Origin of the sequence: Acidovorax sp. BoFeN1, assembly GCF_003345135.1 — a bacterium.
GTDB classification, from domain to species: Bacteria; Pseudomonadota; Gammaproteobacteria; order Burkholderiales; family Burkholderiaceae_C; genus Acidovorax; species Acidovorax defluvii.
In genome coordinates, this window is sequence record NZ_QOZT01000006.1 from 63,603 (window position 1) to 90,588 (window position 26,986).

24 protein-coding genes are annotated in these 26,986 nt (G+C 63.4%); 12 read left to right on the plus strand and 12 right to left on the minus strand.

Annotated elements, in window-relative coordinates; all coding sequences use genetic code 11:
• Positions 1-17: 17 nt before the first annotated feature.
• On the minus strand, positions 18-359 hold the full coding sequence (locus DTW89_RS02630) for a DUF2958 domain-containing protein (protein WP_114654792.1): 342 nt from the start codon (positions 357-359) through the stop codon (positions 18-20).
• A gap of 142 nt (positions 360-501) precedes the next feature.
• Between DTW89_RS02630 and DTW89_RS02635 the strand changes: the two genes are divergently transcribed.
• Positions 502-819 carry a helix-turn-helix domain-containing protein gene (locus DTW89_RS02635; protein ID WP_114654793.1) on the plus strand — a complete coding sequence of 106 codons (318 nt, stop codon included), beginning with the start codon at positions 502-504 and terminating at the stop codon, positions 817-819.
• A gap of 12 nt (positions 820-831) precedes the next feature.
• Here DTW89_RS02635 and DTW89_RS02640 read toward each other — a convergent pair whose 3' ends face one another.
• The 4 genes from DTW89_RS02640 to DTW89_RS02655 form a co-directional block, all read right to left on the minus strand.
• Positions 832-1,179 (minus strand): DUF2958 domain-containing protein, encoded by a 348-nt coding sequence (locus DTW89_RS02640; RefSeq protein WP_114654794.1) that lies wholly within the window; start codon positions 1,177-1,179, stop codon positions 832-834.
• Positions 1,180-1,777: 598 nt separating this feature from the next.
• On the minus strand, positions 1,778-2,086 hold the full coding sequence (locus tag DTW89_RS02645; RefSeq protein ID WP_114654824.1) for a DUF736 domain-containing protein: 309 nt from the start codon (positions 2,084-2,086) through the stop codon (positions 1,778-1,780).
• 701 nt (positions 2,087-2,787) lie between these two features.
• Positions 2,788-4,839 carry a ParB/RepB/Spo0J family partition protein gene (locus DTW89_RS02650; RefSeq protein WP_114654795.1) on the minus strand — a complete coding sequence of 684 codons (2,052 nt, stop codon included), beginning with the start codon at positions 4,837-4,839 and terminating at the stop codon, positions 2,788-2,790.
• 81 nt (positions 4,840-4,920) lie between these two features.
• Complete coding sequence (locus DTW89_RS02655) at positions 4,921-5,748, minus strand: DUF932 domain-containing protein (RefSeq protein WP_114654796.1); 828 nt, start codon at positions 5,746-5,748, stop codon at positions 4,921-4,923.
• Between the two features lie 726 nt (positions 5,749-6,474).
• On the opposite strand from DTW89_RS02655, the gene DTW89_RS02660 reads away from it, so the two are divergent.
• From DTW89_RS02660 to DTW89_RS02670, 3 genes are read left to right on the plus strand one after another with little or no spacing between them, the layout of a single operon-like run.
• Positions 6,475-7,284: a hypothetical protein gene (locus DTW89_RS02660; RefSeq protein ID WP_114654797.1), complete on the plus strand. Its 810-nt coding sequence runs from the start codon at positions 6,475-6,477 to the stop codon at positions 7,282-7,284.
• 40 nt (positions 7,285-7,324) lie between these two features.
• A complete protein-coding gene (locus DTW89_RS02665) occupies positions 7,325-9,316 on the plus strand; it encodes a hypothetical protein (RefSeq protein ID WP_114654798.1) in 1,992 nt (663 codons plus the stop codon).
• A 42-nt stretch (positions 9,317-9,358) separates the two neighbouring features.
• A complete protein-coding gene (locus tag DTW89_RS02670; RefSeq protein WP_114654825.1) occupies positions 9,359-9,586 on the plus strand; it encodes a hypothetical protein in 228 nt (75 codons plus the stop codon).
• 14 nt (positions 9,587-9,600) lie between these two features.
• On the opposite strand, the gene DTW89_RS02675 is transcribed toward DTW89_RS02670, so the two are convergent.
• The 7 genes from DTW89_RS02675 to DTW89_RS02705 form a co-directional block, all read right to left on the minus strand.
• The gene (locus DTW89_RS02675; protein ID WP_201740929.1) at positions 9,601-10,398 is read right to left on the minus strand and encodes an HNH endonuclease; all 798 of its coding nucleotides are present in this window, start codon (positions 10,396-10,398) and stop codon (positions 9,601-9,603) included.
• 47 nt (positions 10,399-10,445) lie between these two features.
• Positions 10,446-11,951 (minus strand): ATP-dependent nuclease, encoded by a 1,506-nt coding sequence (locus DTW89_RS02680; protein ID WP_201740930.1) that lies wholly within the window; start codon positions 11,949-11,951, stop codon positions 10,446-10,448.
• Between the two features lie 140 nt (positions 11,952-12,091).
• The gene (locus DTW89_RS02685) at positions 12,092-13,969 is read right to left on the minus strand and encodes an AAA family ATPase (RefSeq protein ID WP_114654800.1); all 1,878 of its coding nucleotides are present in this window, start codon (positions 13,967-13,969) and stop codon (positions 12,092-12,094) included.
• The gene (locus DTW89_RS19615) at positions 13,966-14,472 is read right to left on the minus strand and encodes an ABC-three component system middle component 2 (RefSeq protein ID WP_236637010.1); all 507 of its coding nucleotides are present in this window, start codon (positions 14,470-14,472) and stop codon (positions 13,966-13,968) included. The genes DTW89_RS02685 and DTW89_RS19615 overlap by 4 nt, the downstream gene beginning before the upstream one ends.
• The gene (locus DTW89_RS02695; RefSeq protein ID WP_114654801.1) at positions 14,457-15,545 is read right to left on the minus strand and encodes an ABC-three component system protein; all 1,089 of its coding nucleotides are present in this window, start codon (positions 15,543-15,545) and stop codon (positions 14,457-14,459) included. Before DTW89_RS02695 ends, DTW89_RS19615 begins: the two co-directional genes overlap by 16 nt.
• Positions 15,542-16,537 (minus strand): restriction endonuclease, encoded by a 996-nt coding sequence (locus tag DTW89_RS02700; protein ID WP_114654802.1) that lies wholly within the window; start codon positions 16,535-16,537, stop codon positions 15,542-15,544. The genes DTW89_RS02695 and DTW89_RS02700 overlap by 4 nt, the downstream gene beginning before the upstream one ends.
• Positions 16,538-16,619: 82 nt before the next feature.
• Positions 16,620-16,931: a HigA family addiction module antitoxin gene (locus DTW89_RS02705; protein ID WP_114654803.1), complete on the minus strand. Its 312-nt coding sequence runs from the start codon at positions 16,929-16,931 to the stop codon at positions 16,620-16,622.
• A 240-nt stretch (positions 16,932-17,171) separates the two neighbouring features.
• On the opposite strand from DTW89_RS02705, the gene DTW89_RS02710 reads away from it, so the two are divergent.
• From DTW89_RS02710 to DTW89_RS19620, 8 genes are all read left to right on the plus strand, one after another.
• Positions 17,172-17,921: a hypothetical protein gene (locus DTW89_RS02710; RefSeq protein ID WP_114654804.1), complete on the plus strand. Its 750-nt coding sequence runs from the start codon at positions 17,172-17,174 to the stop codon at positions 17,919-17,921.
• 161 nt (positions 17,922-18,082) lie between these two features.
• Positions 18,083-18,286 carry an excisionase gene (locus DTW89_RS02715; RefSeq protein ID WP_114654805.1) on the plus strand — a complete coding sequence of 68 codons (204 nt, stop codon included), beginning with the start codon at positions 18,083-18,085 and terminating at the stop codon, positions 18,284-18,286.
• 114 nt (positions 18,287-18,400) lie between these two features.
• On the plus strand, positions 18,401-18,619 hold the full coding sequence (locus DTW89_RS02720; RefSeq protein WP_114654806.1) for a helix-turn-helix domain-containing protein: 219 nt from the start codon (positions 18,401-18,403) through the stop codon (positions 18,617-18,619).
• A gap of 18 nt (positions 18,620-18,637) precedes the next feature.
• Complete coding sequence (locus DTW89_RS02725) at positions 18,638-19,900, plus strand: tyrosine-type recombinase/integrase (protein ID WP_114654807.1); 1,263 nt, start codon at positions 18,638-18,640, stop codon at positions 19,898-19,900.
• Positions 19,901-19,905: 5 nt separating this feature from the next.
• Positions 19,906-22,542, plus strand: coding sequence for a DNA mismatch repair protein MutS (gene mutS / locus DTW89_RS02730; protein WP_114654808.1), 2,637 nt, complete (start codon positions 19,906-19,908; stop codon positions 22,540-22,542).
• A gap of 54 nt (positions 22,543-22,596) precedes the next feature.
• Positions 22,597-22,998 carry a type II toxin-antitoxin system CcdA family antitoxin gene (locus DTW89_RS02735; protein ID WP_114654809.1) on the plus strand — a complete coding sequence of 134 codons (402 nt, stop codon included), beginning with the start codon at positions 22,597-22,599 and terminating at the stop codon, positions 22,996-22,998.
• Positions 22,985-23,296, plus strand: coding sequence for a CcdB family protein (locus DTW89_RS02740; protein WP_114654810.1), 312 nt, complete (start codon positions 22,985-22,987; stop codon positions 23,294-23,296). The genes DTW89_RS02735 and DTW89_RS02740 overlap by 14 nt, the downstream gene beginning before the upstream one ends.
• 220 nt (positions 23,297-23,516) lie before the next feature.
• On the plus strand, positions 23,517-26,741 hold the full coding sequence (locus DTW89_RS19620; RefSeq protein WP_114654811.1) for a class I SAM-dependent DNA methyltransferase: 3,225 nt from the start codon (positions 23,517-23,519) through the stop codon (positions 26,739-26,741).
• Positions 26,742-26,986 lie beyond the last annotated feature (245 nt).

Here is a 26,986-nt window from a genome sequence, read left to right on the forward strand (position 1 = left end):
GCGCACGCCAATAAAGATCAGTCGTTGATCGAGCCGTCGCGCTGCGCGTCGGCCGCGTAGCCGGACAGCGGCTGGCGTGCCTTGAAACGCGGATCGGCCACGATGCGCAGGCCCCTGGGGCCGCGCACGCCCGCGAGCGCCGACAGGCTCACATGCCCGAGTTCGGGGAAACCAGTGCCGGCATCGGTCAGCCCATAGGCGCGATCACCATCGGCATCGAGGTCGGTGAGCAGCCAACTGGCAGGGGCGTCCAGCGTGTACAGCTTGACGACGGGATAGGGATCGATGGCCTGGCCACGGGCGCGCGCCGTGCCGTTGGCCAGCATCTGGATGCGCTGCGGCTCTGTAAGGAAGGTCATGGGGGTCCTCGAAAGAGGTGTCGGAATGCTAATGCCGCAAGGGCAAATACGAAAGGGGATCAACTCAGGCGGGGCTGGAATCAAACTGAATGAGTTAAAGATAACGTGGTTTAAATTGTGCTGAACCGGGACGCTTCTGTCCATGCAGAAGCGAACCATTCAGCGCGGACGGCCGACCGGCGCGACGACCTTCGAGGTCGCGCCCGCGCTGGCGTTCGGCGCTGCGGTGCGCGCACTGCGCACCGAGGATGGTGTCGCGCAGGAAACGCTGGCGCACTTGGCCGGCATCGAGCGCTCCCACATGGGCAAGATCGAGCGCGGCGAGCACATGCCCACGCTGGTCTTGATTCTGAAGATCGCGCGGGCACTGGACCGCAGCGCCGGCGAACTGCTGCTGGAAACGGAAGCCAGGCTTCCGAAGGAATGGCACCAGCCGCCAGCCGGACAAGCTGGCGAGTGATACCTGCGGCCGCTATGCCACGATGCGCCCGGCCAGCCGGGCTTCACGCGCGTAGGCACTGACGGGCTTGTCACCCCGGAAGTACAGGTCCCGTTCGATGGGCAGACCCCAGCGTCCCCGCAAGCTTTCCAGCTCCTGCAGGCTCACATAGCCCAACTCGGGAAAGCCTTGACCCAGATCGCACAGCCCGAAAGCGCGGTCCGGGTCATCCGGGTCGATTTCGGTGAGCAGCCAAGTCGCCCCCGCATTGGGCGTGAACAGCTTGACCACCGGGAGCGGATCGAAGCCATCGTGCTCGATGGATCGCCGGCCGTTGGCCAGCAGTTGTGCGCGTTGTTCGTCGGTGATGAGCGTCGTCATGGTCTTTCTCCTTGGAAGGATTCCGGGCGGAATTGCCCGAGACCGGACGCAGCACGGCGCAGCGCGGCCGTCACAGGTTCGAAGACGGCCGACAGGACGCCAGCGTGCCAGGCACGCGCAGACCTTGACGGCAAGACCGGCGTGCAACGATGAAGGGAACAGCAAGACAGCCCCAACCACTACGCACGCACCCGCACCGCAAGCGCAGCGCGCAGCACCACAGGTGCGAAGGCGTCAGCGATGGAAGCCCGAGAGGGGCGAGACGCCATGGGCGACTCGATGCGCGGCACGAGAGCGCGGTCCGGCATCGCCGGAGACGCACGAAACCGCAAAGACCCGAAAGCGGAAGTGCTGAAATCCTTGGAACCGCCACCCCGCTTCCCCACATCACCGTAAAGCCGCAGATCAGCACAGGCACGAAATCCGTTCCACGACGAAGCACAAACACGGAACCGCACTTTCACGTGCATCCGCACATGCGCAAGGAAGACGACACGCGAGCACGAACGCCAACACGACAAGGCACGCGAACCTTCGCGGGCCTTCGATGCACACGGCGGAGAAAGCGCCCCGCCGTGGCGGGGCGCCCGGACGACGCTCAGTCGCCCTTGCTGCGCGACCAGATCAGGTTATGCACGCCCTCCTCGCCCTCGACCAGGCGAGCGTAGATGGTCGACGGGAATGACGGGTCGTCCAGCGTCACCGACAGGTAAGGCCGGTCCGCCTTGCTGACCTTCTTCCACGCCGCGCCGATCTCCAGGCCGTTGCCGGCGATGACGCGGTAGTCCGGGGCGTTCTCGCTCGTCTTCTCGCCGGCGGCGATCTTGACCTTGACGTTCAAGGTCAGGGTGCGAACCGTGCCGGTGTAGCCGTTGCCCGAAGCGGTGAAGTTGCCGATGGTGCTCATGATGATTCCTTTCGAGGTTTCCAGGTCCGCGCCCATCGCGGCCTTGGCGTGATCCGAACGGCGCGGGTCCGGGCGCGCCGCACCCCGTAGCGAAGCGGAGGGGCCGCAGCGCAGCGAAGGACCGGAAGGAACGAGAAATTTGCCTCGCGAGGAATCCGCGCAGCGGAGGGGAAATTTATTGGGCAGGCCGGTTGCGGCGAACAAGCCCGAGGCGCACCGAACGCAGAGAGCGTGCGCCGTGCCCGCGCCAGGATTCACGGCAAATACAAGGCCGTGGGCGTGGACCTGTCCTCGCAAAGGACGCATGCGCACAGGCGCCCACCGCGACAACAGCCTTCCGGCACGGATTCGGCCACTGCCGAACACCAAGCCATTGACCAGCGACAACGAGAAGGAACACCCCGCCGCATCATTGCGGCTCGCAAGATCGTCATCAGCGGCGTGGAAATCGAAGGCATGGCGAATAGCCTTTCGGTGCCAGCTCCGTCGCTCGCGACGGCCTGCCGGCAGCGTCGGGGACGGCGCTGCATTCCGGAACCCAGCGCAGCCAAGCCTGTCGTGAAGCCGACCCGCTCTCCGGCGGGGCGCATTTCCTGGTGGCGTCATCGGCGCAGCCGCTGGATGTCAAAGCGCGCGCGGCACACCTGCCGCGCGCGTCGCGCCAATCCCAAAGCCCCGGCCCGAGGGCCGGGGCTTCATGCTCACGCTACTGCGTGCTCGTCCTCGTGGACCTCTGCCTCGGCATCGACACCGGCCTCACTCTCCGGCATGGCCTGCGTTTCGACTTCGACAGCGGCTGCATGCTCCCTGAACATCACAGGCAACCAACCCGTTCCCACTGCCAGCCGCTCGGCCTCGCTTGCAATCTCGGCCTTCTTGAGCTTGCCAAGCCGGTTCACCTGATCGGGCGCGAACACCTGCACCGCTTCCAGCGCCTTGGCTTTCGAGACATGCTCGAAGTAGCCTGCAGCGGTGGGCGTCCACCAGTCGTGCATGTCGAGGTTCACCGCCCGCGCCAGCGCGGCGGCGGGCACTTCCTCTTCATGCGACGCCAGCACGCCGACCGTGGAGGCCACGCACACCGCCAGCAGCAACAGCAATTCCTGCTGCGGGAAGACCAGCAGTTCGGCGAACAGTGCATCCGGGTCCTCGGACAGGCGGTCGGCCCACGCCTGCCGGACCTTGCGCATGCCCACGGCCGCCGGTGCCTCGCCCATGTCCGGCGCATGCAGCCCGAGCCCATCCTGTGGCGTGGCGCAGATGTCGACGGGCGAACCACCCGAGCCATAGCAGTCCACGATCACACGCAGCGCGAGGCGATGCACCACAGCCACCAGCGCGACCTGCGGGTGCCGCGCCACCTCGGCCTGCAAGGCCGCCGTCCGGTGCGCGCTCAGGCGTTTCGCCAGCTTTTCCGAGATACCGGGCTTGGCCGGCTCGTCGGCCCCGGCATCCGGGTTGCTCCCAGCCCCGCCCTCCTCCTGCCGCGCCTGTTCCCGCAACGCCTTGGCCTGTTCCTCGCGCAACAGGCCGCGATGCACGATCACGCCGCCCATGGGATCGATCGACACCACGGCACCGGCCAGCGCCACCACGGCGGCCGGGTATTCGACCAGTTGGCGTTCAATGGCGTCCAGTTCGTCGCCCAACTCGTCCATCTCGTCGTGCAGCGCCTGCGCCTGTTCGTCGGTCATGTCCTCGTTTTCGTCGTCCAGCCGCTCCTGCAACGTCGATTGCCAGGCTTCCAGCTTGGCGATGCGCTTGGACTCGGCCTTGCTGGGTTCCCGGCGCGTGCTGCGCGCCCGCTGGAACTGGTACAGCTCGGAAGACGTGGCACGTGGGGCGGCATCCACCCACGCCCATCCTTCGGCCCGCACCTGCTCGGCTAGCGGCGCGAGCTTGTCGCGCGCCAGTGCGTCCAGCAGCGCGCCGTCCGTCAGGAAGATGCCGTTCTGGTCGTCCGCGAACAGGTCGCGGCGAACACCGCCACCCGCCTGTTCGTAGGCCACCAGCCCGACGAAGCGCGCCACCGCATCGCGGCTGGCGTCGATCTCTTCACTGGTCAGGTGATCGCGCAGCGCCTCCGGGCTGCGCTGCCACTGCGGCGATTCGTAGAACGCCGCCTCCTGCGCCGCATGGTCGTCGGTGATGGCCAGCGCCATCAACTGTTCCAGCGTCACGGCCTGCGTTTCGAAGTCCGCCAGCAGCCGGGGCGAGACGTTGGCGAGCTTCAGGCGCCGCTGCACCACGAGAGGCGTAACGCCGAAGTCAGCCGCAATGTCTTCCATCGGACGGCCTTCGGCCACGAGGTCTTTCCAGGCGAACAGTTCCTCTATGGGCGACATGGCCTCGCGCTGCACGTTCTCGGTGAGGCTCACGGTGCGCGCCGCATCGTCCAGGACCAGCAGACAATGCACCTCATGGTCCTTCGCCAGCTTGCGTCGCTTGACCAGCAGCTTCAACGCGGCGAGACGGCGCCGCCCGGCCACCACCTCGTAGTGCTCGCCATCGGGTGCGGCCACCACGGTGAGGTTCTGCAACAGGCCCACGCGGGCGATGCTCGATGCCAGTTCGGGAATCGACGTGCCGCCGCTCTTGCGCACGTTGCGGCTCGAAGGGCGCAGTTTGGACAGCGGGATCAGCAGCAGTTGCTGCGAAGCCGCAACGGCGGCAGCGCCGCCCGTAGTGATGATTGCAGCGATGGATGCGGCTGCATCAACGGCGTTGGTTTCTTGAAAGGTAGCGGTGTTCACGGTGTAGCTCCAATCGGGAAAACGGAAAGACGTAAAACTGGGGAATGCATGGAGGGGCTGCACGCCCCCCGAGCTCGGGGCTCAGGCCTTGAGCTGGCGCATGCCATCGGCCAGCAGCCACAGGGCGCGGTTCAACCGCAGGTTGTGGTCGATGCCCTGCACGGGCCGCGTGCTCTGGCGGCGTCCGTTGGCGGCGCGGGCGCGCAGGCCGCCCTTGATGAGGTTTTCCTGGGCGCGGTTGAACACGCTCCACAGATCGCGGCGCTCGTCGTCCGTGCGCCGGGGCATCAGGATTTGTGTTTCCGTGATGGGCGCGGGCTTGGCGGGGTCGTCGTACTTGAGGGACAGCGCGGCGCGGGCGAACACCTCCGACTCCCCGGCATCCAGCGTGATGGCCTGCATGGATTCACGCGAGGCTTGCGCCTGTCCAAAGCCATCCAGCACGGCATAAGCACCTTCGATCACATGGCCCGCGACATCGCCCTTGTGAGGCACGCGTACATCCGCCACTGTGTCGCCGCACACCAACCCGTTCTGGCAGACGAAGCGGAACATACCCGCCAGCATCTGGTAGCTGCTGGTCCCGTCATGGGAGTTGAGCAGGATGATTTCGTTGGCCTCGCGGCCATTAATCTGGCTGGCGTGGCGCAGTCGGATCATGTGCTTGGTGAAGTCGCGCCGCCCTTCCTGCCGCACGCGGGTCTGGCACACCATGAAGGGCTCGAAGCCCTCCCCTCTCAGCTCCCCCAGCACGGTGGCCGTGGGGATGTAGCTGTAGCGCTCCGAGCGGCTGCCGTGTGGGGCCTGCGCGAAGATGGACGGGGCCACGGTCCGTATCTGCTCATCCGACAAGGGATGTTCCGAGCGCAGCACCGGCGAGTGGCTGGCGAAACGGGATGCGAGTTGCATGGTCTTTCTCCTGATGAAGTTGGCTGTTGAAAAAGCCTCACCGGATTCCTAGATTCAGAGCCCTCTTCGGGCTTCCGGTGGGGTCGGCACGAAGAACCCGGTTGGCCTCGTTGCCACCGTCTTTCCTGAGTTCATCGCCCGCGGCCAAAAGGAGCGCGTGCCGGGGTGCCGTCAAGGAAGAAGCGCCAGGGGTGGGGCGGCCCGCAGCCGAAGGCGAGGACACGGCCTGGCGCGCCTTGACGGCACCCCGGCGCGTGCTACGGTCGCGGACAAGGTGATGAGGGAAGGAAAGATGGCTGGACAGGCAACGGCCGCCTCTTCGCCGACCCCACGCAAGCGAAGCGCGCAGCGCCGCAGGCGCGAAGGCCGATCCGGCGCAGCCGGTTCGGCGGAACAAGAGGGGCGCCAAGCGCAGCGCGGCGGGGATGGGCTGCACAGCCGATCCCCTGGAGGCAAGCGCAGCGCGCAGGCCCGGATCACCGAGCCTGGCCGAAGGCGTCAGTCGAGCAGCGCGAGGGAACGATGGAAGCCCGGAGGGGACGAGACGCCGAAGGTGGCTCGATGCGCAGCACGACAGCGCGACCGGCCATGCGTCTTGGCCGGGGACGCCATGACACCTTGGAGCGCCGATGTACCTGGAACGAGACTTCACAGCGGCATTTGAGGTACCGACAGAACCCGAGTGCTTCAATATGCTGCAAGCATGTCCATCAGCCAAGACAGACCATGACATTGCATCCACCCGCCTCTCCCAAGAACGTCTGCGAAGAGCTCCTCATGGAGGAGAAGCGATACAACGCCGAGCACCATATCCTGCCCAGCGAAAGGGCCGTGGCGGATCGGCTTCTGGCCAGAGCCCTGGAAATGACCCCGGCCTATGAAGAGTTGCACAGCAAGCTGCACCAGCATCCGCACGCCCTCAAGACATTTCTAGGGCTGGTTCTGACCGCAGCAGCGCTTTGGAATCCCGAGAAGATTGCGGAAGCCCGCAACGCACGAAGCGAACTCACCAAGGTGAATCAGCAAATTGCCAAGCAAGCTGCCGAATTGGCCGAACTGCTTCAGCAGCGCTCGGACCTCGGCAACACGTCAGGCTTTAGGACAGATACGCACTACCACGTCTGTGACGTGATCCAGGCATCTGCTCAGGAGAACCATGGGTTCAAATACTATGTTCGAGAGCGCCTCGAAGATCTGCAAAGACAGTTCGACCTCAAATACTGGCCTACGCTGAGCGACTTCGCCCACGAACTGGCTCGCGATGCCGCAACGGCGGTTGCGCAGGCCTCCGATCCCTTGACAGCGGCGGCAACAGCGGCGTCGCGGGCGTCTCTGGCCGATTTCTTCAAAGCACTGTTCGTGAGCATTGAAGAAAACAGCGCACGGAGTTACGGTCTCCTTCCCCACGGACTGCAGATCAGCGACAGCACGTTCGCCATCCTGGTGAACTGCGCGCTTGATCTCGACGCGGATAGTATGGTGGACAGCCCCTATGTGAAGCGTCTGCGTCAACGCGAGCGCGAAGGTGCCAAGTGATGTTTCAGCAACGTAGAGTTTCAGCAACGTAGAGGCGGCAATGGCGCACGATTCGAGCATCTGGCAGGTGGACACCCATACCGCGCCGGTGCGTCCAATGCCCAATGCCGACACCGTACCGTTGACATGGGCACACGACTCGCGCACCGGCGAGCCGCGCTACATCCACGACCCTGAGGTCATCGACGGAAGCGCCGAATGCCAATGCCCGGCCTGCGACCTGTCACTGACGCCGGTGTTGGCGGGGCAGCCCTTGCGCAGGAACCCTACTGCGCATTTCCGCCATCCCAAGGGCGCGCAGAAAGATGACTGCACCCTCGTTGCTGCCCGGCTGGCCGCAATTCGGCATCTCCAAGAGCGGGGTTTCATCGATCTGCCGAGACGCCGGATGTCGGCCAACGCCACCGGCTTCAGCGGCCAGGGCTATGAAGGTTGGGCCGAAAAACCCGGAGAGCGCGTATCCATCACCAGCGCGGTACTCCACGACCACGCCACGGCGCTGTTGACGCTGGATGACGGCCGCGAGTTCCTGGTCGACCTCACGGGACAACGCGTTGCCGGCAGCGATGGTCAGGGGCGAGCCATCGTCACGCTATTCCTATCCGATCCCGCCATTGCGATGATGTCGCCGGACGACATCCGTGCGCGGCTGCGCCTGCTTCCGGACATCCGATGGTGCGCGCATTGGGACGACCAGGCCTTGCAAGCGGCCGCGAGCGCGCAGGCCCAGCAGACCGCGCGAGAGGCCATGGATGCCTGGGAGGAGGCAGACGAAGCGCTGTTCCGTCAGCATCTGCCCTCGGATCTGGAGCCAGCCGTCGCTCAGCAATGGCGTCGCGAGACCCTGTTGCACAGCGAAGTCAAGGCTATCCTGGAACAGGCGTCGCAGATCACGACGCCCGGCCTCGATGTCGAAGTGACCCGCTACGCACCGGACGAATTCAGCGGCGAATGGGAGGACAACACACTTCGCATTCAGTGGATGACGGCATCGACGACGCTGCCACTGGAAAACACCCAGTTGGAGCAACGCCAGGGCAGCATCGTCCCCGACGTCATCTGCACCCTGCGCGAGCCTCGACCTTATATCTACGGGTTCGCCGAAACTCGGCTCGATGGGGCCTTCGAAGAATTGATAGAAGACACCCACAGCAGCCAGCAGTGGCCCCGAACCGTGCTGATCGAGGTCACCGTGACCCACGGCATCGATCAGGAAAAGCTCCGCCGCATCCAGGCACTCAACATGTCGACCCTGGAAATCGACATAGGCTCGCTCGGCGGACGCGTGACACGGGAAGGTCTCCGCCATCTGGTGGTGAACGAAACCATCGGCAAGCGCTGGGTGCATCACCCGGCCTGGCGACTCCGTCTCCAACTCCTCGAAACAGAATTGGACCAGCATCCGGTCTCGGTCCGCTTTCAAGAGCGTCTGGCGGAACTGCGGCGTCCCCGGCTGCTCGCGACGCCAGCATCGGAATGGGTCTTGATCTATCTGGCCGCCGCCACGGAGTTCCACGACGCCAATACCCGCATCGACAAAGCCCGGAGGGCACACAAAGGGGAACGCCCAGCGCCTGTGCTGCTAGGAAAGGACAGCGAGCCTTGGCTGCGACTCATGGAGGCCGCGGAAGCCCTTGCCGCGCACGGCTACCCAGGCGCCGCCGACCCGGAGATGGTGGGTGTCGCTGGCATCATTTCACGGCTGCTGTCGATCCGGCACAACCGGGGCGTCGGCTACGCATTCGATACGGGGTACCAGGTGCTCAATGCCATCACGCAAAGCGGACCCGGCTACCAGCAATGGCACACGCTGTACCCCATGGCCGTCAAGACCTATGCATTGGAGGCCCGGTTCACTCCGAAGCAAGCCGAGCGCTATGCTTCCTGGCGGCAAGGCATCATCGACAAGGTGGACGCCGGCGACGAAACTCACCTGCGGCCTGCGCGCTACGACGCCGTGCTCGGCGTCCTTTTCCCCGAGATGGCGCCGCGCCTTGCCAATGGCTACGGCCGCAGCCAGCAGTCCCAGTGACTCGCGGCTGGCCATGCGCGGCCCGGCACAATGACGCCTGCCATGGACACACAAGAACTGCCGGACGATGAACTGATTGCCCAAGCCCGCGAATGGAGACAGCGGGCACTGCGTGGAGAGAAGGACGCACGCGGCATGGCGCACGAGCTGGAACGCGAAGCGCGCCGCCGCTTCGGCACGCCCAAGAGCGATGCGCCACAGCCGCTGCCGGAGGTGCGCCCGCTGGGCGTGCTGCCGCAGGCACCCCTGCGGCGCTGGCAGCCCTGGTAGCCGCGCTCACTGTTTCATGCGGCGTGGACCCAAGCCACAAAGTTAGGGTGCTGGGCCATGGCATCCATCAGGACGGCGATCCAGTGGTTTCTGCCGTAGACCGTGCGCTGATCTTCTGCTCGTCCGCTCAGGAAGGCTCGGACCTTCTGCCCTCCCGCGTCGAGGAAAGTACGGCAGTTCGACAGGATCTCGGCCACTTCGTCGTTGCCGCGCTCGTCGTACCGGCCGATCAGTTTGAGGCGGCGGAAATGAGAGTCGATGAGCTCCCACAGGTCGTCGTCAAGGCCAGCGGGCCTCTGCAGCGAGAAGGTCGCGCCAACACCATCGAAGGCTTGGTCCTCGTGCAGCGTCACCGTGACGAACTGCAGGTCCGGAACTTGGTCCGCATAGGCATGCAAGAACTGGCGCTTACCTGCGGCCGACAGCCAATCAGCGTCCTTCGTCGAATTGCATTTCGCGCAGCATGGGACCAGGTTCAGCGGATGCACAGAAAACTCCGGGAATCTCACCGCAGGCATGTAGTGGTCGAACGTGCCAGGAAGCGTCGTCCCACACATGGGGCAGTACTTCAGAAGCCGCTTGGGCTGCGCGTCCCGGATTGCCTGTTTCAGTTCCTTCAAGGGCTGCGTGGCCCCGTCATAACAAGCGCGCAGGATCTCGCTGCGCTGGCGCGCCTGGGCATGGCTCTGAAGCCCAGCCAAAGCGCCTTGAGCGATGGCCTGCGCGAAGGCCTCGTATCGGCCTTCAATCAACGCATGTGCGGCGACAAGTCCCGTCCTAGTGGGTTCGCGCTTCTTGTCTCGAATGGCCACATACCGATCCAGGTAAGTCGGATCGTCTGGCAAGGCGGTTAGGCTTTTCACTTGTTCTTTCCCGCCTTCTTTCCGTATTGCGCTAGCAGGTAGGCCTCGGCATTGAGGCTTAGGCCGCGGTCGAAGCGAGCTCTGACTTCCTCGGCCGATTCCTCCTGTGCAAGTTCCTTGAGGGTGCGGCGGTAGACGCTCTCGACCTCGATGGTCTCGAACACATGCCTGGTTAGCTCGGTCACGCTTTCGCCGAAACTTTCGAGCGGCAAGGGATGGGCAATCGTCACGTTCTGCTCGCGTTCGAACACCAGGACGCGCTTGGCCGGAATTTCCTGGATCACAACAGGCGAGTGGGTTGCCACTACCGCGTAGGAATCGAACTCAACCAGAATCTCCGACAAGACCAAGAACAGGCTGGCGACGGCATTTGGATGGAGGTGAGTCTCCGGCTCATCGAACAAGACCAGCGAGTTCGGCTGGATCCATGCGAGCAACGCCGTCACGAAATGGGCCAGGATGGACTGTCCGGAGCTGAGGAGGGACAAGGCCTTGTCCTCCGTAGCAGAACTGCTGATCTCCGCCTCTAGGCTCGCCGTGAGGTGCCCGCTGAGATCCCCCAGGATAGTCTGCATGTACCCGGTCCAGTCGGCCTGCACGTCACGCTCTCGGATGCGCTTCTGGTTCCGGCGGTATGTCTCTACCAGTGAAGCGCGCGACAGTCCCCCCTTATCGTTCCGAATACCGCAATAGACGTAGCTGCTGGAGCTGTCCGGCGCCGGGCGCTTGAAGCGGTCGAAGGCGCTGTACGAGATGGCGATGATGCGCGTGAACAAAGGGCGGCCGCCGGGAAAGCGCTCTTCGCGCTCCGTCAGCTTCTCGGCCGAGGTGCGCGAGATCTGCGCGAGATCAGCACCCAGGCTCGCAAGAAACCGCGTCTTGCCCACGGCATTGCGGCCAATGATGCCGACGATACGGCCCGGGACGGGGTCCTTGCGGTTAAAGGCGAATCTCGCTTCAACGTCAGCGTCTGCACCCTCGATCGATCCGATGTACGTGAAAGTGAGCTTCTCATTGACTTGCTCCCCGGTGGCCCATGCGCCGCCAAAACGGCGGGCGCGGTGCGCGCCGTTCTCGCGCATCATGGCGTTGCGGAAGGCTGTGGTTGGTTCGAAGTCAGCCGCGAACGCCGGCCGCCAAGCGATATCGCGCAGCGCGTCGAGAACATCGCTGGACTTTGAGCCAAACAGGGTATGAAGGTTTTTGTAATAGTCATCTTCCTGGCCCAAGGACACGAATTCCTCGCTCAGCTCGGGGAACGCGTCCGGCAATTGGGTGGTTTCCGCCAATTGGATAGGCTCGCCATCCGCGCTCGTTCTCTGGAGGATCTTGACCGCACCCAAGCGGGTGTCGTTGCCCTTGGCATCGACATAGCTGAGATGAAACTGCACCTTGTGTCCATAGTCGTCCCAGTTGTCCGTCGTGAGGACGAACACCGGACGGGGCGATGGAGGAATGGACTGGCGCCGCGCGCGGACTACAAACTTAAATTTTGACGGCAAATCTCATCTCCTTTGTGGACAGCAAACCTGGAACAGCCGGATCTGAGAGATGAGACGTACGGCATCGCGTGGTCTGCCACCCCATGGAGAGCGAATGGGTCCTCTCCACGCTGTTGTTGCCCTCATATTCCCATTGCCATCTACCGAACAGAGTCCGACGCAAAAGGGAATAGGCCATACCGGCCATGATGCGGATTTTTCCCGAACATCAACGACTGTTGGCGCTTCATGATTGCGTCGGGTGGATCAGTGTTTTCGACCACGATGACTTGTGTGTCGATGGGCAATGCTTCAAGGTAGGCGTAGAACTGCTCCTGAAGGTCGGTGCCGGTCAAGTCATCTTCCGTTCCATCTGGCTCCCGATACGCAAGCAAGGGGGAATCGAGAACGACGAAGCCAGTGTGCGGCGTCTGGCGTGTACGACAGAACGCCAGCAGGCCGAGCGTGAAAGCTGCGTGCGTGATCGCGCGAAGGCCCTTGCCAAAAGCGCTACGCGACTTCCCGGCAATGACAAGATCGCGAGTCTTGGAGTCGAAGTACACATCCCCGGCCTCCGGAAAATGCCACCCCGTCAGGATGCCCTCAACAGTCTTGGCGAAGCTGTGAGTGACGGTGGTGGGGATGTCTGCGCTGGCAAGCGCCCCCGCTTTCTCGTCCTCAGTGCCTTTCTCCAGATCGGCGCGCCGACGCTCCATGTCTTGTACGGTTGCATAGAGCGCCAGTGCCTCACGCACCTCTGCGCGCTTGTCGGAGAAGTCGGAATAGGACTTGCGAAAGGTCGAAAGCCTGGGCGCGATCAGCTCTTCAACTGCATCGGAGATTGATTCCAGCTCCCGGACGACGGTGGGCAGTCTGCGGTCGAAGTTGGCACTCTCGCGTTCAAGATTGCGGACGGTAGCCGCAAGCTCGGCACGCAAGATCTCGATCTTGGCGATCTCTTTTCGAGCCGCCTGAACGACGGCGTCAGTGTTCCCATTGCATTCAGCATCGGCGCGGTGATGTGCCGGTGCCGCGCCGCAGAGAGGGCAATGCCCAGCGCCCAGTACGCTAAACAACGTCCCCCCCTCTTCGATAGCGCGCAGCCGTTCAATATCGGATGCGTAGTGCTTGTCGAGAAGATTGAATCGCTCAAGCATCGCCCCAACTTCTCCGCGTCGCTCGCGGCTTTCCTCCAGCTTCTTGCGCAGTTCGCGCCGCTTCCCTGCTGCCTCCTGAAACTCAGCCTCGGTCATGTTCACCTGAGCCGCGTGCTGGCGAAGCGCGGTATCGATCTTCTCAAGTTGTTCCTCCAACTCCTTCGGACTCTTGGTCAACGCCCTGAGCCGATCACGGTAGTCGTCAAGAAGCTGGTCAAGTAGGTGCAGTTGCGCCTCCCGCGAGAGTTCCTCCGGCTCACGCTTATTGCTTGCTACCAGCGCAGAATCATCCGTCCCCGTCAGAAGCAGCTTGAATGTTGCGAGGTTCGGTGTGTTCGCAATGGGATTGCCGTCAAAGAGCGGAGAATTTTGCTGCGTGATTTCCGTCTCATTGACGATCATCAGGCGCGCAATATTACGGAAGCTCAGGCTGTTGGTCTCATTTCGGGAGTTCCTGCGGACTCGCTTGCCGCCAAGTCCGCACAGACCGAGCAAGAAGGCAGAAAGGTTCGCGTCGTTCCTGTCGCTGTGCTGCTCGTCAAGCTGCTTGTATGGAATGTCGGCCGCAGGTGGCGTCTGATGCAAACCGTCGTAGAGTCGAAAGCCGCCACCGTCCATGCTGCGCCAAAGCGTGAAGGACCCACCATCAAGTGTCTCAAGACCCAGCAGAACGAGGTCGTAGCCGACACGCTCCGGAATGTCGCGCAAGGGAGGCTTTCCGCCGAGCATGAAGTCGATGGCTTCGACAATGAAAGACTTCCCTGTGTTCGACGCACCGTAGATGACGTTCAGGCCGGGGCCCAAGGTCACAGTTGCGGAGGTCTTCTGCGGGCCGAAGAAGCCGAGGAAACGCAAGCGGAAGCCGGGAGTTGCTGCCGTCATGCCCCGCCTCCCAGGCTCTGCTCAACGTGTTGAAACTCTTCGACCCACCTATCGAAGAAGCGCCGCATCATGCCCTTGAACTGCTCGTCCGTGAGGCCGCCGAGGGTTTGGACAAGCCACGTCGCGCGATCCTTCAGGGCCAACAGGTAGCTGGAAGATACCGACGACAAAAAAGTCGCAGCGTTCTCTCCCGCACCGTACTTGATACCTTCGTCCGTGACTTCACGCTCCACGAGGTCGCGGGTCATCATCAAAAGTAGCGATTGCTCGACCAGCTTGCGGCGCACGAGCAATTCAGCGGAGTGCATCGGCGTCGGCGGGTGCAAATTGTCCGGGCCGTCGATATCGCCTGTATGAACAAGAAGGTAGTCAAGGGCGACGAGCCGCTGAAGGTCGTAGGTTTGCGGATACGCCGCACCCAGAATTGAGACTGCGCGGATACCGGCCTCAAGCGGGCCATTGAAGGTGATCGGCTTACATTCTTGGTTCATGATCGTGTCCACCGAAGGCGTTCCTCGTTCACGAGCTGGTGGCAGATTCCATCCCGGTCCTTGGGGTTCGTGCAAGTGATGAGAGCGTTCGCCGTGATCTGCATGTCGCGAGCCGCCTTGGTGACGGCGCAAACCTTTTCGTAGCCATCGGCATGGTTCGCGTCGTGCGTGTCGACAATGCCGTCGTGAATGTCGTTCAGCAAGGACTCGAAGGTGCCGGGCGGCACGCTGTCGCGTGCGAAGACGCGCAGCGACTCTGCCTCATAGAACGCTTCGCGCTGGCGACGGAAGTGGTCCTTGAGCTTCGGCATGGACAGGGCTGATGGGTCGGTCACGACCGTCCCCGTGTGCTCGCCATATGCGCCGAGCAACTGAGTCACGTAGCGACTTTCCGCAGAGGCGACGTCTTGAGGCGGCTTTCCGGACGCAGGCCGTGTTGGTAGTCCCCCACCGAAGCGCGCGGCGTGAACCGGCGTGGTGCGATGATCGTCAACCAGCTGAAGCGCGGTCTTGGCGTCGAAGATGGAAAGGTCGAAGACGTCTACATAGGCGCGGAGCTTTGCGTCGAGCGGCACCTCCTGCGTGCTTGTGATCGCGTCTTTCACGTGCTTATCCCAGTTGGCAATCAGCTCCTCGCGCAGCTTCTCGGCATTCGCAAACAGGCGGCTCAGCGACGTGCCAGCACCACGCGGCGAAACAAAGTAATAGTGACGGGGCGCCGTGTATTCGCCGTTGTACGAGTACCAGATGACCTTGCCGAATTCAACCCAGACATCGCCGGGTCTGATGGCATGGTCGTAGTGCTTGCACTGGTAGTTGTCCCACACGCCCTTGAGGCGCTTATCGTCAACGAATCCGGCGACGTCGATGCCCATGTCGCCGGCGCCTGCGAAGCGCTGGACATGCTTGTACTTCGTCGCTAGACAGTAGTAGGCCCACTCCTCGACGAAACCTTCCCACTCATCTGGCGAGTAGGTCAGCAGCCTTTGTTGTGGCGGAATGACGGGACCGTTCGCCACCTGCGCAGCCGTGACGACATTCGCGGGACTCGGAGGCTTGTTGATGTCCTTCCAGCTCCCTGTCATGACGCGCCTCGTCCTTGGCCGTCATGAGGGCGGAAATACGGATTTTTGTGTATCTGCGCCGCCTGAACTTTCTTCGTGAAGAACTCTGCGAGGTCGTCCTGTTGCTCCAGCAGACGCACGATCTCTTGAAGCGTCGAGAGAATCAGGACCTTGTGTTGCAGGAACTCGCGCACAGTGTGGATTGCAGGTTCCGTGTAGTCACTGGCAGAGATGAAGATGCCTCGAACCTCGGCGCGTGACATGAGGCGTACAAGATGCTCTGAAATCTCTGGCTTGCCCACCGGATTGCGGTACCACTTCATTTCAGCGAAGTACAGCATGCCGCCGAGCTCGATCACCCCGTCGATCTGCTCAACAATTCCTTCTCCACCGTCGCCGACCACGTGGAAGGCTTTGTGGATGAGAACGCCGTAGGCCTGGAAGAGATTGTTGAGAGCAGTCTCCAGCATCTTGCCGCGCTCCTGCGCCGTCGCCGACGTACCAAACAGCGTATACAACCCCTGCTTGGCGTTCTCGATCCTGGTAGTGCGCTCGCGCTTCTCCGCAGCGATCCGCTGCGTCTCGGCGAGGCGCGCTTGCCGCTCTTCTTCGCGGGCGTTGTTCATGCGTGTGAAGGCGTCCTTCTGGTTGACGACTTCGCGGATGCTGGCGACAAGGCCCTTGGCCTTGAGCTGGTCGTCGGGCCAGCACGAATCGAAGTTCGCAAAGTCCACAACACGCCGCAGCACCTCGCGCCTCTCGCGAAGAGCGGATTCTCCCTTCGCGTTGAGGCGCTCAAGCACTGTGCGAACCATCTGGTACTTGTTGACGTCTCTCGGTGCAGTTCTCAAGCCCGCGGCAATGTCGGAAGTCATGTTGTCGGGCACACCTGCGCCTCGGAAGAACACCAGTACATCCGGCTTCGAGCGATTGAGCAACGGCACAACATCCACCAAGAGACTGAACAGTTCCGGTGGATAGTGGAATGTGATGTCTACCGGTCCATCAGCCATGGCACGGCCCCTTCCAAACAGCCTCAGCCACGTGAAAAAGGGCTTTGTTCGCTCCTGTCATAGATCTCTTCCTACGCAGTTTTCATCTGCTTGTTGGTCTTGTGACCCGAATGGTCGGGCCTGTAGGAAGCGACCTGATAGCTCGTCCCGATGCGGCTTTCGCAAGCTCCAGGTCGCACCGCGATTGCAGGTCCATCCAGAACTGTGGGGTGTCACCGAACCAGTGGGCAAGCCGCAGCGCCGAGTCGCCGGTGATCCCACGCTTGCCGTTGATGATCTGCGTGATCCGATTGGCCGGGACGCCGAGCTGACGCGCCAGCTCGGTCGGCGACACGCCAACGGCTTCAAGCCGTTGGGCGAGAACTTCACCCGGGTGATTGACTGCTGCGGTCATATTGCGTCTTGAAATGGGCAGACTTTCGTCATCGCTCTCGATGCCTCATTGACGTCAAATCAAAAGTTCTGACGATGTACGTCCATCGTACATTACATTCGCTTACTAGACGAACAATAATGGTATGTCGCGCGCAGGCCTGAGCAGACCGGGATGTCCCTGCTCGGCGGAAACACAGGGGCAACGCCCGAGACCCTGACGGCGGAACGCCGGGGCGGTCATAGACTTTCAAGAGGAGCCATGACGACGAAACATCAGCATAAGCAGATCGCGTTGAGGAACATGACGACCATTGATCTTTTCAACTGGCGTTTCTCGTTCGGAGGAAGCCTCCCCCAGCTCGATGGGACCAATTGCTACAAAGCCCCAGAGATCATCGAGATCAAGACGCCGATTGAACTGCTACTGCGTCTAGCCGACGACGACGCGCGCGATTCGGGCTTTCAAGGCCAGATCCAAGAACGGCTGAAGAATGACTCCGCCGCCAAGCAATGGCACAGGCAGCGAACAAAGATCGGCGACACGACGCACTTCAAGCTGTATCGGAAGAATCCGCACTACGATCTCTACCACGCCGCCGCACGCGCCATCGCCGCGGGCAGCGCCACGAGTGAGCAACAGAGCTTGGTTTGCGGTCTCGATGGCGAGATCACCGCAAGTCAGGTTCTTGTCCCGCCAGGCCAAGTGCTGTTTCATGGACGAGGCGATCTGAACCTGCACACATCGCCACCCTATCCTTCGTTCGTATCAACTTCACTCGATCCGGTCGTCTGCATCTATCACGCAGTCAAACGCCGGCTCCAGAAAGACTCGGGTGCCAAAGCAGTGATCTACGCGCTGACGCTACGAGACCCGCTGCCTGCCCTGTGGGGAAACGGCGGCGCTCTGAAGGAGTGGGAGCTTTTGCTTCAAACAAAGCTGACTTGCTCCGCGTTAAGGACGCACCCAGGAGCGCGGTTCGACATCGTCGAGGCAACCGTCGGGTACTGAGAGACTTCGGCGCATTCCTGCCCCACCGCTTATCCACGCCCTTCTGCGCTCATGCACGCCCACGTGGGTTTTGCCTGGGTGCGCCGCCTCGGACAATTTGTCCCAGACAAGGCCGCCACCCTTCCCTGCGTCGATGGCCTTCCTGAGCGGAGGTCATCGTCATGGGCTATGCCAGCCAATGGGTACTCATCAAGCGTTTCGCTGAGATCACGGGCTACAGCGAGAACGCCGTGCGACACAAGGTCAAGAACGGCACCTGGATTGAGGGCCGCCTCTGGCGCAAGGCGCCGGACGGCCGGATTTTCGTGAACGTGGCCGAGTTCGAGCGCTGGGTCGAAAGCGAAACCCACGTCGCCGCTTTCTAGCAGCAACGCTTCAGGCGACCTGGACCGAGGAAATACGCTCAATGAGCGTACAATGCCGCCAACTTAGTTTTTCCCGGTCGCGCATGGCGGCACGGGTTCTTGTCATCGGCACCCATGACCGACTCGAAGCCGCCAAGCCCCACGCCAGCCGCCATACGCGAGGCCCGCCTTGCCGCGGGCCTCACGCAAACCGAAGCGGCACAAACGGTCCGGGCGTCGCTGCGTGGATGGCAGCAATGGGAAGCAGGTGACCGGGCGATGCCGCCCGGTTTGTTCGAGCTGTTCATGCTCAAGACCGGGCAATGGCCGCTCGGCGATGAAGCGGAGAACTGAGTAGCGAGGATCAAAAACATGGCGGGCGCAGCAGCAACCAATACAGGTTTTCCCGGTGTGGAGGTACACGGCAAGTCGATCCGTGTCGCCTTCATGTATAAGGGCGCTCGCCATCGGCACACGCTCGGCATCGAGCCGACCCGCAACAACATCAAGCACGCCGCCGGCCTGCGCAGCGCAGCGCTGTTTGCGCTGAAGAACGGCAACTACAACGAGACCGAGTTCTTCCCGCACTCGCGCGCGGCCGACAGCTCCGCCTCCAGCAAGCGCGTGGGCGACCTGTGCGAGCGCTACAAGCCGCTCAAGGCGGTGGACATCACGCCGGAGACGCAATCGCGCTACGAGGTCGCGCTCGACATCTGCGTGGCGACGCTGGGCCGTAATCGCGCGGCCGACGCCCTGCTCCCCGAGGACATCCAGAAGCTGCGTGCGGATCTGATCGTCACACGCGCCGTCTCCACGGTGAACCACTACCTGGCAACCTTTGCCGGCTTCCTGTACTGGTGCGAGAACAACCATTACTGCGGCGAACTCGGCAAGCACTGCGTGCGCTTCACCAAGAGCAGCAAAGACCCGGACCCGCTGACCTATGAGGAATACCTCACGCTAATCGAGAAGGGCTGCCTGCACCCCATCGACGAGGCCGCAGTGGCTGTGGCCATCTATACCGGGTTGCGGCCGGGCGAGCTGCTTGCGCTGGCCGTCGAGGATGTCGCGCCAGACTTCAGCAAGATCACGGTGCGCCGCTCGATCACGCAGTCCGTGACGTTCAAGGTGCCCAAGACCAAGAAGGAGCGCACCGTGCTGCTGCAGCCACCGGCGCGCGAAGCGCTCAAGGTGCTGATCGCGGACGCGGAGCAGCGTGAACCTGCCGACCTGACCGTCTGGCTGAACCGCCATGAATCGCGCATCGGCCGCGTGCGCGTGCTGCTGTCGCCAAAGACGCAGGCCCGCAAGAAGGTCGTCAACGACTACTTCGTGCCGAGCGCCTGGAACACCAAGTGGGCCAATCTGATCCGGCGCGCGGAGATCCGGCCGCGCCCGGCTTACCAGACCCGGCACACCTACGCCTGCTGGAACCTCACGGCACGTGGCAACCTGGCCTTCATCGCCAACCAGATGGGCCACAGCGACTATTCCATGCTCGTCACCGTTTATGGTCGATGGATAGATACGGAGTCCCCCAGAGAGCTTGATCGCATCTGGGAGGGCATGCAAAACATGGCAAAAAGTGCCCCAAATTTGCCCCAAAAATCTGATGCAGAAACTGTAAGCTATTGATTTATATGGAAAAACTAGAAGTTTCTGCGCACACGCCCATGATGCAGCAGTATCTGGCCCTCAAGGCCGGGTACCCCGACACGCTGCTGTTCTACCGCATGGGCGACTTCTACGAGCTGTTCTGGCAAGACGCCGAAAAAGCCGCGCGCCTGCTCGACATCACGCTCACTCAGCGCGGCCAGTCGGCCGGCCAGCCGGTGGTGATGGCCGGCGTGCCCTTCCATGCGCTGGAGAACTACCTCGCCCGGCTCATCAAGATGGGCGAGTCGGTGGCCATTGCCGAGCAGGTGGGCGATGTGGCCACGGCCAAGGGCCCGGTGGAGCGCAAGGTGGTGCGCGTGGTCACCCCCGGCACGCTGACCGACAGCGAGCTGCTGTCCGACAAGGCCGAGGCGCTGCTGCTGGCCGTGCACCAGGGGCCGCGCGCGCGCTGCGGCCTGGCCTGGCTCAGCGTGACGCAGGGGCGCGTGTTCCTGGCCGAATGCGCACTCGATGCACTGGGCGGCTGGCTGGAGCGTGTGGCGCCGAGCGAGCTGATCTACAGCGCCGGCGTCACCGACCGCTTCGAGCAGCAGTTGCAGGCGCTGCGCCAGGCCGGTGCCTTCACCTGCCCCATGGCCCCGCGGCCGGACTGGCAGTTTGACAGCCCGCTGGGTGAGCGCAAGCTGCTCGAACAGCTCGGCGCCGCCAGCCTGCAGGCCTGGAGCGCGCAAGACCTGGCCCAGGCGCACGCCGCCGCCGCCGCGCTGCTGCAATACGCCGAGCACACCCAGGGCCGCCAGCTCACCCATGTGCACAGCGTGCAGGTGCAGCGCGGCGGCGACCTCATCGACCTGCCTGCCAGCACGCGCCGCAACCTCGAACTCATCAAAACCCTGCGCGGCGAAGACGCGCCCACGCTGCTCTCGCTGCTCGACACCTGCATGACCGGCATGGGCAGCCGCTTGCTGCGCACCTGGCTGCTGGAACCCCGGCGCGACCGCACCGAGGCCCGCCAGCGCCTGTCCGCCACCACCGCCCTGCGCGGTGCGGGTGGTGCCGGGGGTGGCACCGGCCCCTGGAGCGCGCTGCGCGAGCAGCTCAAGGGCGTGAGCGACGTGGAACGCATCACCGCGCGCACCGCACTGCGCCAGGTGCGCCCGCGTGAACTGGTGGCGCTGTGCAAAACGCTACAAAAAGCAGAGCTGCTCGCGCATATTGGACAAGCGCCGGAGCCCTATTTGGCTCAAATTTTCAGCCATTTGCAGCCGCCCCCGGGCTGCGCAGATCTGCTGCACCGCGCCATCGACGAAGAACCCGCCGCGCTGGTGCGCGACGGCGGCGTGATCGCCAGCGGCTTCGACGCCGAGCTCGACGAGCTGCGCGGCATCCAGAGCAACTGTGACGCCTTCCTGCTCGACCTGGAAACGCGCGAGAAGGCGCGCACCGGCATCCCCAACCTGCGCGTGCAGTTCAACAAGGTGCACGGCTTCTATATTGAAGTGACCGGCAGCCACCTCGACAAGGTGCCCGACGGCTACCGCCGCCGCCAGACGCTGAAAAACGCCGAGCGCTTCATCACGCCCGAGCTGAAAGCCTTCGAGGACAAGGCCCTGTCGGCCAACGAGCGCGCGCTGGCGCGTGAAAAATGGCTGTACGAGCAGGTGCTCGACCAGCTCCAGCCGCACATCCCCCTGCTCACCCGCCTGGCCCACGCGCTGGCCACGCTCGACGTGCTGTGCACGCTGGCCGAACGCTCGCTCACGCTGGGCTGGTGCGCGCCGCAGTTCGCGCCTGAGCCCTGCATCGAGATCGAGGCCGGCCGCCACCCCGTGGTGGAAGCGCGCTTGGCAGAAACGTCGAGCGGCGCCTTCATCCCCAACCACACGCGCCTGAACGCCAACACGCGCATGCAGCTCATCACCGGCCCCAACATGGGCGGTAAATCGACCTACATGCGCCAGGTGGCGCTGATTGTGCTGCTCGCCAGCATGGGCAGCCATGTACCCGCCGCCAGTTGCCGCCTTGGGCCCATCGACGCCATCCACACCCGCATCGGAGCCGCCGACGACCTGGCCAACGCGCAATCGACCTTCATGCTGGAGATGGTGGAGGCCGCGCAAATATTGCACGCCGCCACGCCGCACAGCCTGGTGCTGATGGACGAAATCGGCCGTGGCACCAGCACCTTCGACGGCCTGGCACTGGCCAGCGGCATTGCCACGCACCTGCACGACAAGACCCGCGCCTTCACGCTGTTCGCCACGCACTACTTCGAGCTGACCGAACTGCCTGCCAAGGCGCGCCACGCCGTCAACATGCACGTGAGCGCGGCCGAGAGCGGTGCCGACATCGTGTTCCTGCACGAAATCCAGCCCGGCCCCGCCAGCCGCAGCTACGGCATCCAGGTGGCCAAACTGGCCGGCATGCCCGCGCCTGTGCTGCACCACGCCCGCCACACGCTGGCGGCGCTGGAAGAGCGTGCGGGCGAGGACGAATTGCAGGTGGACCTGTTCGCCCCCCCTGAAGTGCCCGAGAGCGCAGGCGCCAGCCCGGTGGAAGCCGCGCTGGCCGCCATCCACCCCGACCAGCTCAGCCCGCGCGAGGCGCTGGATGCGCTGTACCAGTTGAAGGCCGTCATGGGGAAGCCCACGCAAGCTTGACGCCCTCCCATTTCATGCCGCATGATGGCATGACGTTTTTTGAAGGAGCACGCCATGCTCAAGGAAGTGGGCGCCAGCGGCCAGATATCGCTGGGCAAGAAGTACGCAGGGCAATTGTTCGAGGTGCAAACGGCTCCTGACGGCACCATCACGCTAATGCCGGTGAAAGTGGTGCCCGCCCCCCTCACCGCACAGGAAGAGCCCGCCCGCTACGCCGCCACGTCAACCAGCGGAGATGGCTGGCTCACCCCCGAGCGCCTGGCGCGCCGCGCTGCCGCCGCCGCACGCAGCCCGGCTGAAATGGAAGCCGCACGCACCCAGTGGGAAGAAGAAAACAAGGAAGCCATTGAAGCCATGAACCAGCGCATGGCCAAAATTGGCTCCATGGCGCGCCGCATTCACGAGTGGCGCAAGGCCAAAGGGCAGCAGGCAGTAGCGACCGATGGCGCAGTTTGACGTTTACCCGAACCCGCTGGAGGAGTTGCGCGCTACCCACCCCTACGTGGTGCAAGTGCAAAGCCATTTCCTCAAGCGCCCTGCAGCCGTCATGGCGGTTCCACTCGCCCCCTTGGACAACCCACAACACGCCACCGTGCTGAACCCCAAGCTGGAGGTGGCAGGACGAGCTTTCGTGCTGGAGACATTGGCCAACGGTTCGTTTGAACCGGGCGAACTGCGCAGCCCACTGACCAATCTCGGCCAGGATGCCCAGGCCATCTGGGACGCACTCGACTACGCCATGCACGGCTGTTGACCACCCACGGTGCCCCAATGTGCCCAAGGCAAACAACACCCCCAACGATGACCCTGCCCAGGGAAGTCGAGGCCAGCAGCGCCCTCATTCCTCCATCCTTGGCCATGGCATCCACCGCTGAAGTCAAGCAATACAACGCTTGGGCCGAACAACGCGAGCCGTACTCCCAGCGCGTACGCCGCTGGCGTGCAGGCCAACGGCCGAGCAACCAAAGTAACCCATGACCCCCCAAGATTTCATCGCCAAATGGGGCGCGCCCGGTGGCGTGCCCGGCCCAGCCTACGCACTGAACGAAGAGCAAGGCGCGCAAAGCCATTTTCTGGACCTGTGTGAGCTGCTGGGTGTGCCCAAGCCCGGCAGTGCCGCTGACTACCGGTTTGAAGAAAAAAGCGCCGTCATCGGCGGCAAGACGGGCTATGCCGACGTCTTCATGCGTGGCGTGTTTGCGTGGGAGAACAAGGCGCCGGGCAAAAACCTCGACACCGCGCTCAAGCAGTTGCTCACCTACAGCCTGGCGCTGTCCAACCCGCCCATTCTGGTGGTGTCTGACCGGCTTAGCATCCGCATTCACACCCAGTTCACCGGCCACCCCAGCGCCACGCACGAGGTGCGCATTGCCGAGATGGACCAGCCCGCCAATCTGGCGCTGCTGCGCCGCATCTGGACGGCGCCCGAAAGCTTCAAGCCCCGGCAAACGAACCGCGACATCACCGAAGCCGCCGCCCAAAGCTTTGCCGCCCTGGCCGAAGGCCTGCGCCAGCGCGGCAGCGCGCCCGGTGAAGGCGCCACAGACCCGCAGCACCAGCAACAGCGCGCCAACCAGGTGGCGCACTTCCTCACGCAGTGCCTGTTCTGCTTTTTTGCCGAAGACGTTGGCCTGCTGCCCGGCCGCATGTTTGAGCGGTTGCTCAACAACCAGCAGGCCACGCCCGAGCGGCTGACGCAGGGCCTTTCGCAGCTTTTTGGCACCATGCAAAGCGGCGGCTTGTATGGCGTGGACGACATTCCGTGGTTCAACGGCGGCCTGTTCCAGACCATCGCCGTGCCGCCCCTCTCCGCGCCCGACCTGGCCGAACTGCGCCGCGCCGCCGACCTGAACTGGAGCGCCATCGACGTCTCCATCTTCGGCACCCTGTTCGAGCGCGGGCTCGACCCCGCCAAACGCAGCCAGCTGGGCGCGCACTACACCGACCCGGCCACCATCGAACGACTGATTGGCCCCGTCATCCGTCACCCATTGCTACAAAAATGGGAGCTGGTAGCGCAACAGATACAAGCGCTGGCGGCCAAAATCACCAAAAAAGGCGACAAACATTACCGCGCAGCGCACGCATTGTTTGTGACCTGGCTCGACGAGCTCAAAAACTACCGCGCCCTCGACCCCGCCTGCGGCAGCGGCAACTTTCTGTACCTCGCCCTCAAGTGCCTGAAAGACGTGGAACACCACAGCCACCTGCAGGCCGCAGAGCTGGGCCTGGACCGCGAGGCCGACCTGGTGACCGGCCCGCACAACGTGCTGGGCATCGAACTGAACGAATACGCCGCCGAACTGGCCCGCGTCACGGTGTGGATTGGCGAACTGCAATGGCGCCTGGCGCACGGCTACGAGTTCAAGACCAACCCCGTGCTCGACACCCTGGAACACATCGAATGCCGCGACGCGCTGCTGGACTGGGGCACAGCGCAGACAGCGCAAAAACAAGGCGCAGTGCAGACACCAGCGCCCGCCCCAGGCGCAGCGCAGGTTTCGGGGTCGGATCACGATTTTGCGCAGCAAAACTCGTGCTCTGACCCCGAAACCGGAACCCCGCCCCATCCCGGACCACCGGGCGCAGCCGCCGCACCGCAAGAAGCCACTTGGCCCACCGCCAACGTGGTCATCGGCAACCCGCCCTTCCTGGGCGACAAAAAAATGCGCGCCGAGCTGGGCGACGCCTACACCACGCTGCTGCGCAAAACCTACGAAGGCCGCGTGCCCGGCGGTGCCGACCTGGTGTGCTATTGGTTCGACAAGGCCCGCGCGCAGATGGCGGCAGGCCAGTTGCAGCGCGCCGGACTGGTCACCACCAACTCGATTCGCGGCGGCGCCAACCGCAAGGTGCTTGATGCGATTTGCGCGCAAACGCGCATCTTTGAGGCGTGGAGCGATGAGCCGTGGGTGAACGATGGCGCGGCAGTGCGGGTGTCGCTGGTGGCGTTTGGCGACTCACAAAAAGAGGCGGTGCTCGACGGTGCTACTGCGGCCCACATCCATGCTGACTTGACTGCGGCTAGCGCGGACGGTGACTCCATGGATTTGCCCAGCGCCAAACCCTTGCTGGCCAACAAAGCCTCCTGCTTCGTGGGCACATCCAAAAAAGCCAGCTTTGACATTCCTGGCGACCTCGCTCGCTCATGGCTGGCCCTGCCCAACCCACACGGCCAGAGTAATGCCGAAGTTGTGAAGCCATGGATTAACGGTTCCGACTTGGTGAAAGCGCCATCGGACACTTGGATCGTCGATTTCGGTGTCGAGCGCCCGCAAGCCGAAGCCGCTTTGTTTGATGCGCCATTCGAATATGTGCAGCGCGTGGTGAAACCAGAGAAAGACGCCGTGCGCAGCGAATCCGAGCGCCGCAAATGGTGGCTCCACGCGCGAACGGCACTTGACATGCGCAAAGCCCTGACGGGTACGGAGCGCTTCATGGTCACCTCCATCGTTGCGAAGCACCGCGTATGGGTCTGGCGCCCCACCATCGTTTTGGCCAGCCACGCCGTGTGCGTCGTCGCCCGCGCCGACGACACCACCTTCGGCATCCTGCACAGCCGCTTCCACGAACTCTGGGCGCTGCGCATGGGCACCTCGTTGGAAGACCGGCCGCGCTACACCCCCACCACCTGCTTCGAAACCTTCCCCTTCCCCGCAGGCCTCACCCCCTTGGACACCGCGCACCAGCGCACCGAGGCAGTGGACGGCGGCGCGCTGATTCCGGCCAACCTGCCAGACACTTTGCCCGACGCCTTGCCAGCAGAGAATTTAGAGCAAAAACAGGCTCTAGCGCCCGTCCATCAAGCGCCAGCAGCTATCAAAACCATACCAATCCGCCAGGCCGCCACAGCCATTGCCCAGGCCGCCCAGCGCCTGAGCACCCTGCGCCAGGCCTGGCTGAACCCGCCCGAGTGGACGCAAACCGTGCCCGAGGTGGTGCCGCTGGGCATGACCACATCGCCCTACCCCAACCGCACCGTGCCCAAGCCGGGGTTCGAAAAAGACCTGGCCAAGCGCACGCTCACCAACCTCTACAACCTGCGCCCCGCCTGGCTGGCAGCGGCCCACGCGCAGCTGGATGCGGCGGTGGCGGCGGCCTACGGCTGGGGCGACTACACGGCGGACATGCCCGACGATGAAATCTTGCGCCGCCTGCTGGCGCTGAACCTGGAGCGCAGTGCACAGCCAAGTGCCTGATATGCGCCCCCGCCTTGCAACCCCAAAAACCGCTGTGACAGGCATCCACTCGGATGTAATGATCGGACTCGAAGCACTTGGCGCGGTGCGCCGACTGAAGACGCACAGCGGGGGTTAGGGCAATGCTGATCAAGGTCCACCGTTGTCGCTTCTCAAACGTTATCCGCAGATGAAGCAGCAGACCCTGGCAATGGCCGCAGATCAAAACAACGGATTCGAGCAGTCGCGCAAGCCCACCCGACGTG

Excerpts from the sequence above, each read along its gene's own strand:
- DTW89_RS02630 (WP_114654792.1), bottom strand. The coding sequence starts at position 359 with ATGACCTTCCTTACAGAGCCGCAGCGCATCCAGATGCTGGCCAACGGC.
- DTW89_RS02635 (WP_114654793.1), top strand. The coding sequence starts at position 502 with ATGCAGAAGCGAACCATTCAGCGCGGACGGCCGACCGGCGCGACGACC.
- DTW89_RS02640 (WP_114654794.1), bottom strand. The coding sequence starts at position 1,179 with ATGACGACGCTCATCACCGACGAACAACGCGCACAACTGCTGGCCAAC.
- DTW89_RS02645 (WP_114654824.1), bottom strand. The coding sequence starts at position 2,086 with ATGAGCACCATCGGCAACTTCACCGCTTCGGGCAACGGCTACACCGGC.
- DTW89_RS02655 (WP_114654796.1), bottom strand. The coding sequence starts at position 5,748 with ATGCAACTCGCATCCCGTTTCGCCAGCCACTCGCCGGTGCTGCGCTCG.
- DTW89_RS02660 (WP_114654797.1), top strand. The coding sequence starts at position 6,475 with ATGACATTGCATCCACCCGCCTCTCCCAAGAACGTCTGCGAAGAGCTC.
- DTW89_RS02665 (WP_114654798.1), top strand. The coding sequence starts at position 7,325 with ATGGCGCACGATTCGAGCATCTGGCAGGTGGACACCCATACCGCGCCG.
- DTW89_RS02670 (WP_114654825.1), top strand. The coding sequence starts at position 9,359 with ATGGACACACAAGAACTGCCGGACGATGAACTGATTGCCCAAGCCCGC.
- DTW89_RS02685 (WP_114654800.1), bottom strand. The coding sequence starts at position 13,969 with ATGACGGCAGCAACTCCCGGCTTCCGCTTGCGTTTCCTCGGCTTCTTC.
- DTW89_RS02695 (WP_114654801.1), bottom strand. The coding sequence starts at position 15,545 with ATGACAGGGAGCTGGAAGGACATCAACAAGCCTCCGAGTCCCGCGAAT.
- DTW89_RS02700 (WP_114654802.1), bottom strand. The coding sequence starts at position 16,537 with ATGGCTGATGGACCGGTAGACATCACATTCCACTATCCACCGGAACTG.
- DTW89_RS02705 (WP_114654803.1), bottom strand. The coding sequence starts at position 16,931 with ATGACCGCAGCAGTCAATCACCCGGGTGAAGTTCTCGCCCAACGGCTT.
- DTW89_RS02710 (WP_114654804.1), top strand. The coding sequence starts at position 17,172 with ATGACGACGAAACATCAGCATAAGCAGATCGCGTTGAGGAACATGACG.
- DTW89_RS02715 (WP_114654805.1), top strand. The coding sequence starts at position 18,083 with ATGGGCTATGCCAGCCAATGGGTACTCATCAAGCGTTTCGCTGAGATC.
- DTW89_RS02720 (WP_114654806.1), top strand. The coding sequence starts at position 18,401 with ATGACCGACTCGAAGCCGCCAAGCCCCACGCCAGCCGCCATACGCGAG.
- DTW89_RS02725 (WP_114654807.1), top strand. The coding sequence starts at position 18,638 with ATGGCGGGCGCAGCAGCAACCAATACAGGTTTTCCCGGTGTGGAGGTA.
- mutS (WP_114654808.1), top strand. The coding sequence starts at position 19,906 with ATGGAAAAACTAGAAGTTTCTGCGCACACGCCCATGATGCAGCAGTAT.
- DTW89_RS02735 (WP_114654809.1), top strand. The coding sequence starts at position 22,597 with ATGCTCAAGGAAGTGGGCGCCAGCGGCCAGATATCGCTGGGCAAGAAG.
- DTW89_RS02740 (WP_114654810.1), top strand. The coding sequence starts at position 22,985 with ATGGCGCAGTTTGACGTTTACCCGAACCCGCTGGAGGAGTTGCGCGCT.
- DTW89_RS19620 (WP_114654811.1), top strand. The coding sequence starts at position 23,517 with ATGACCCCCCAAGATTTCATCGCCAAATGGGGCGCGCCCGGTGGCGTG.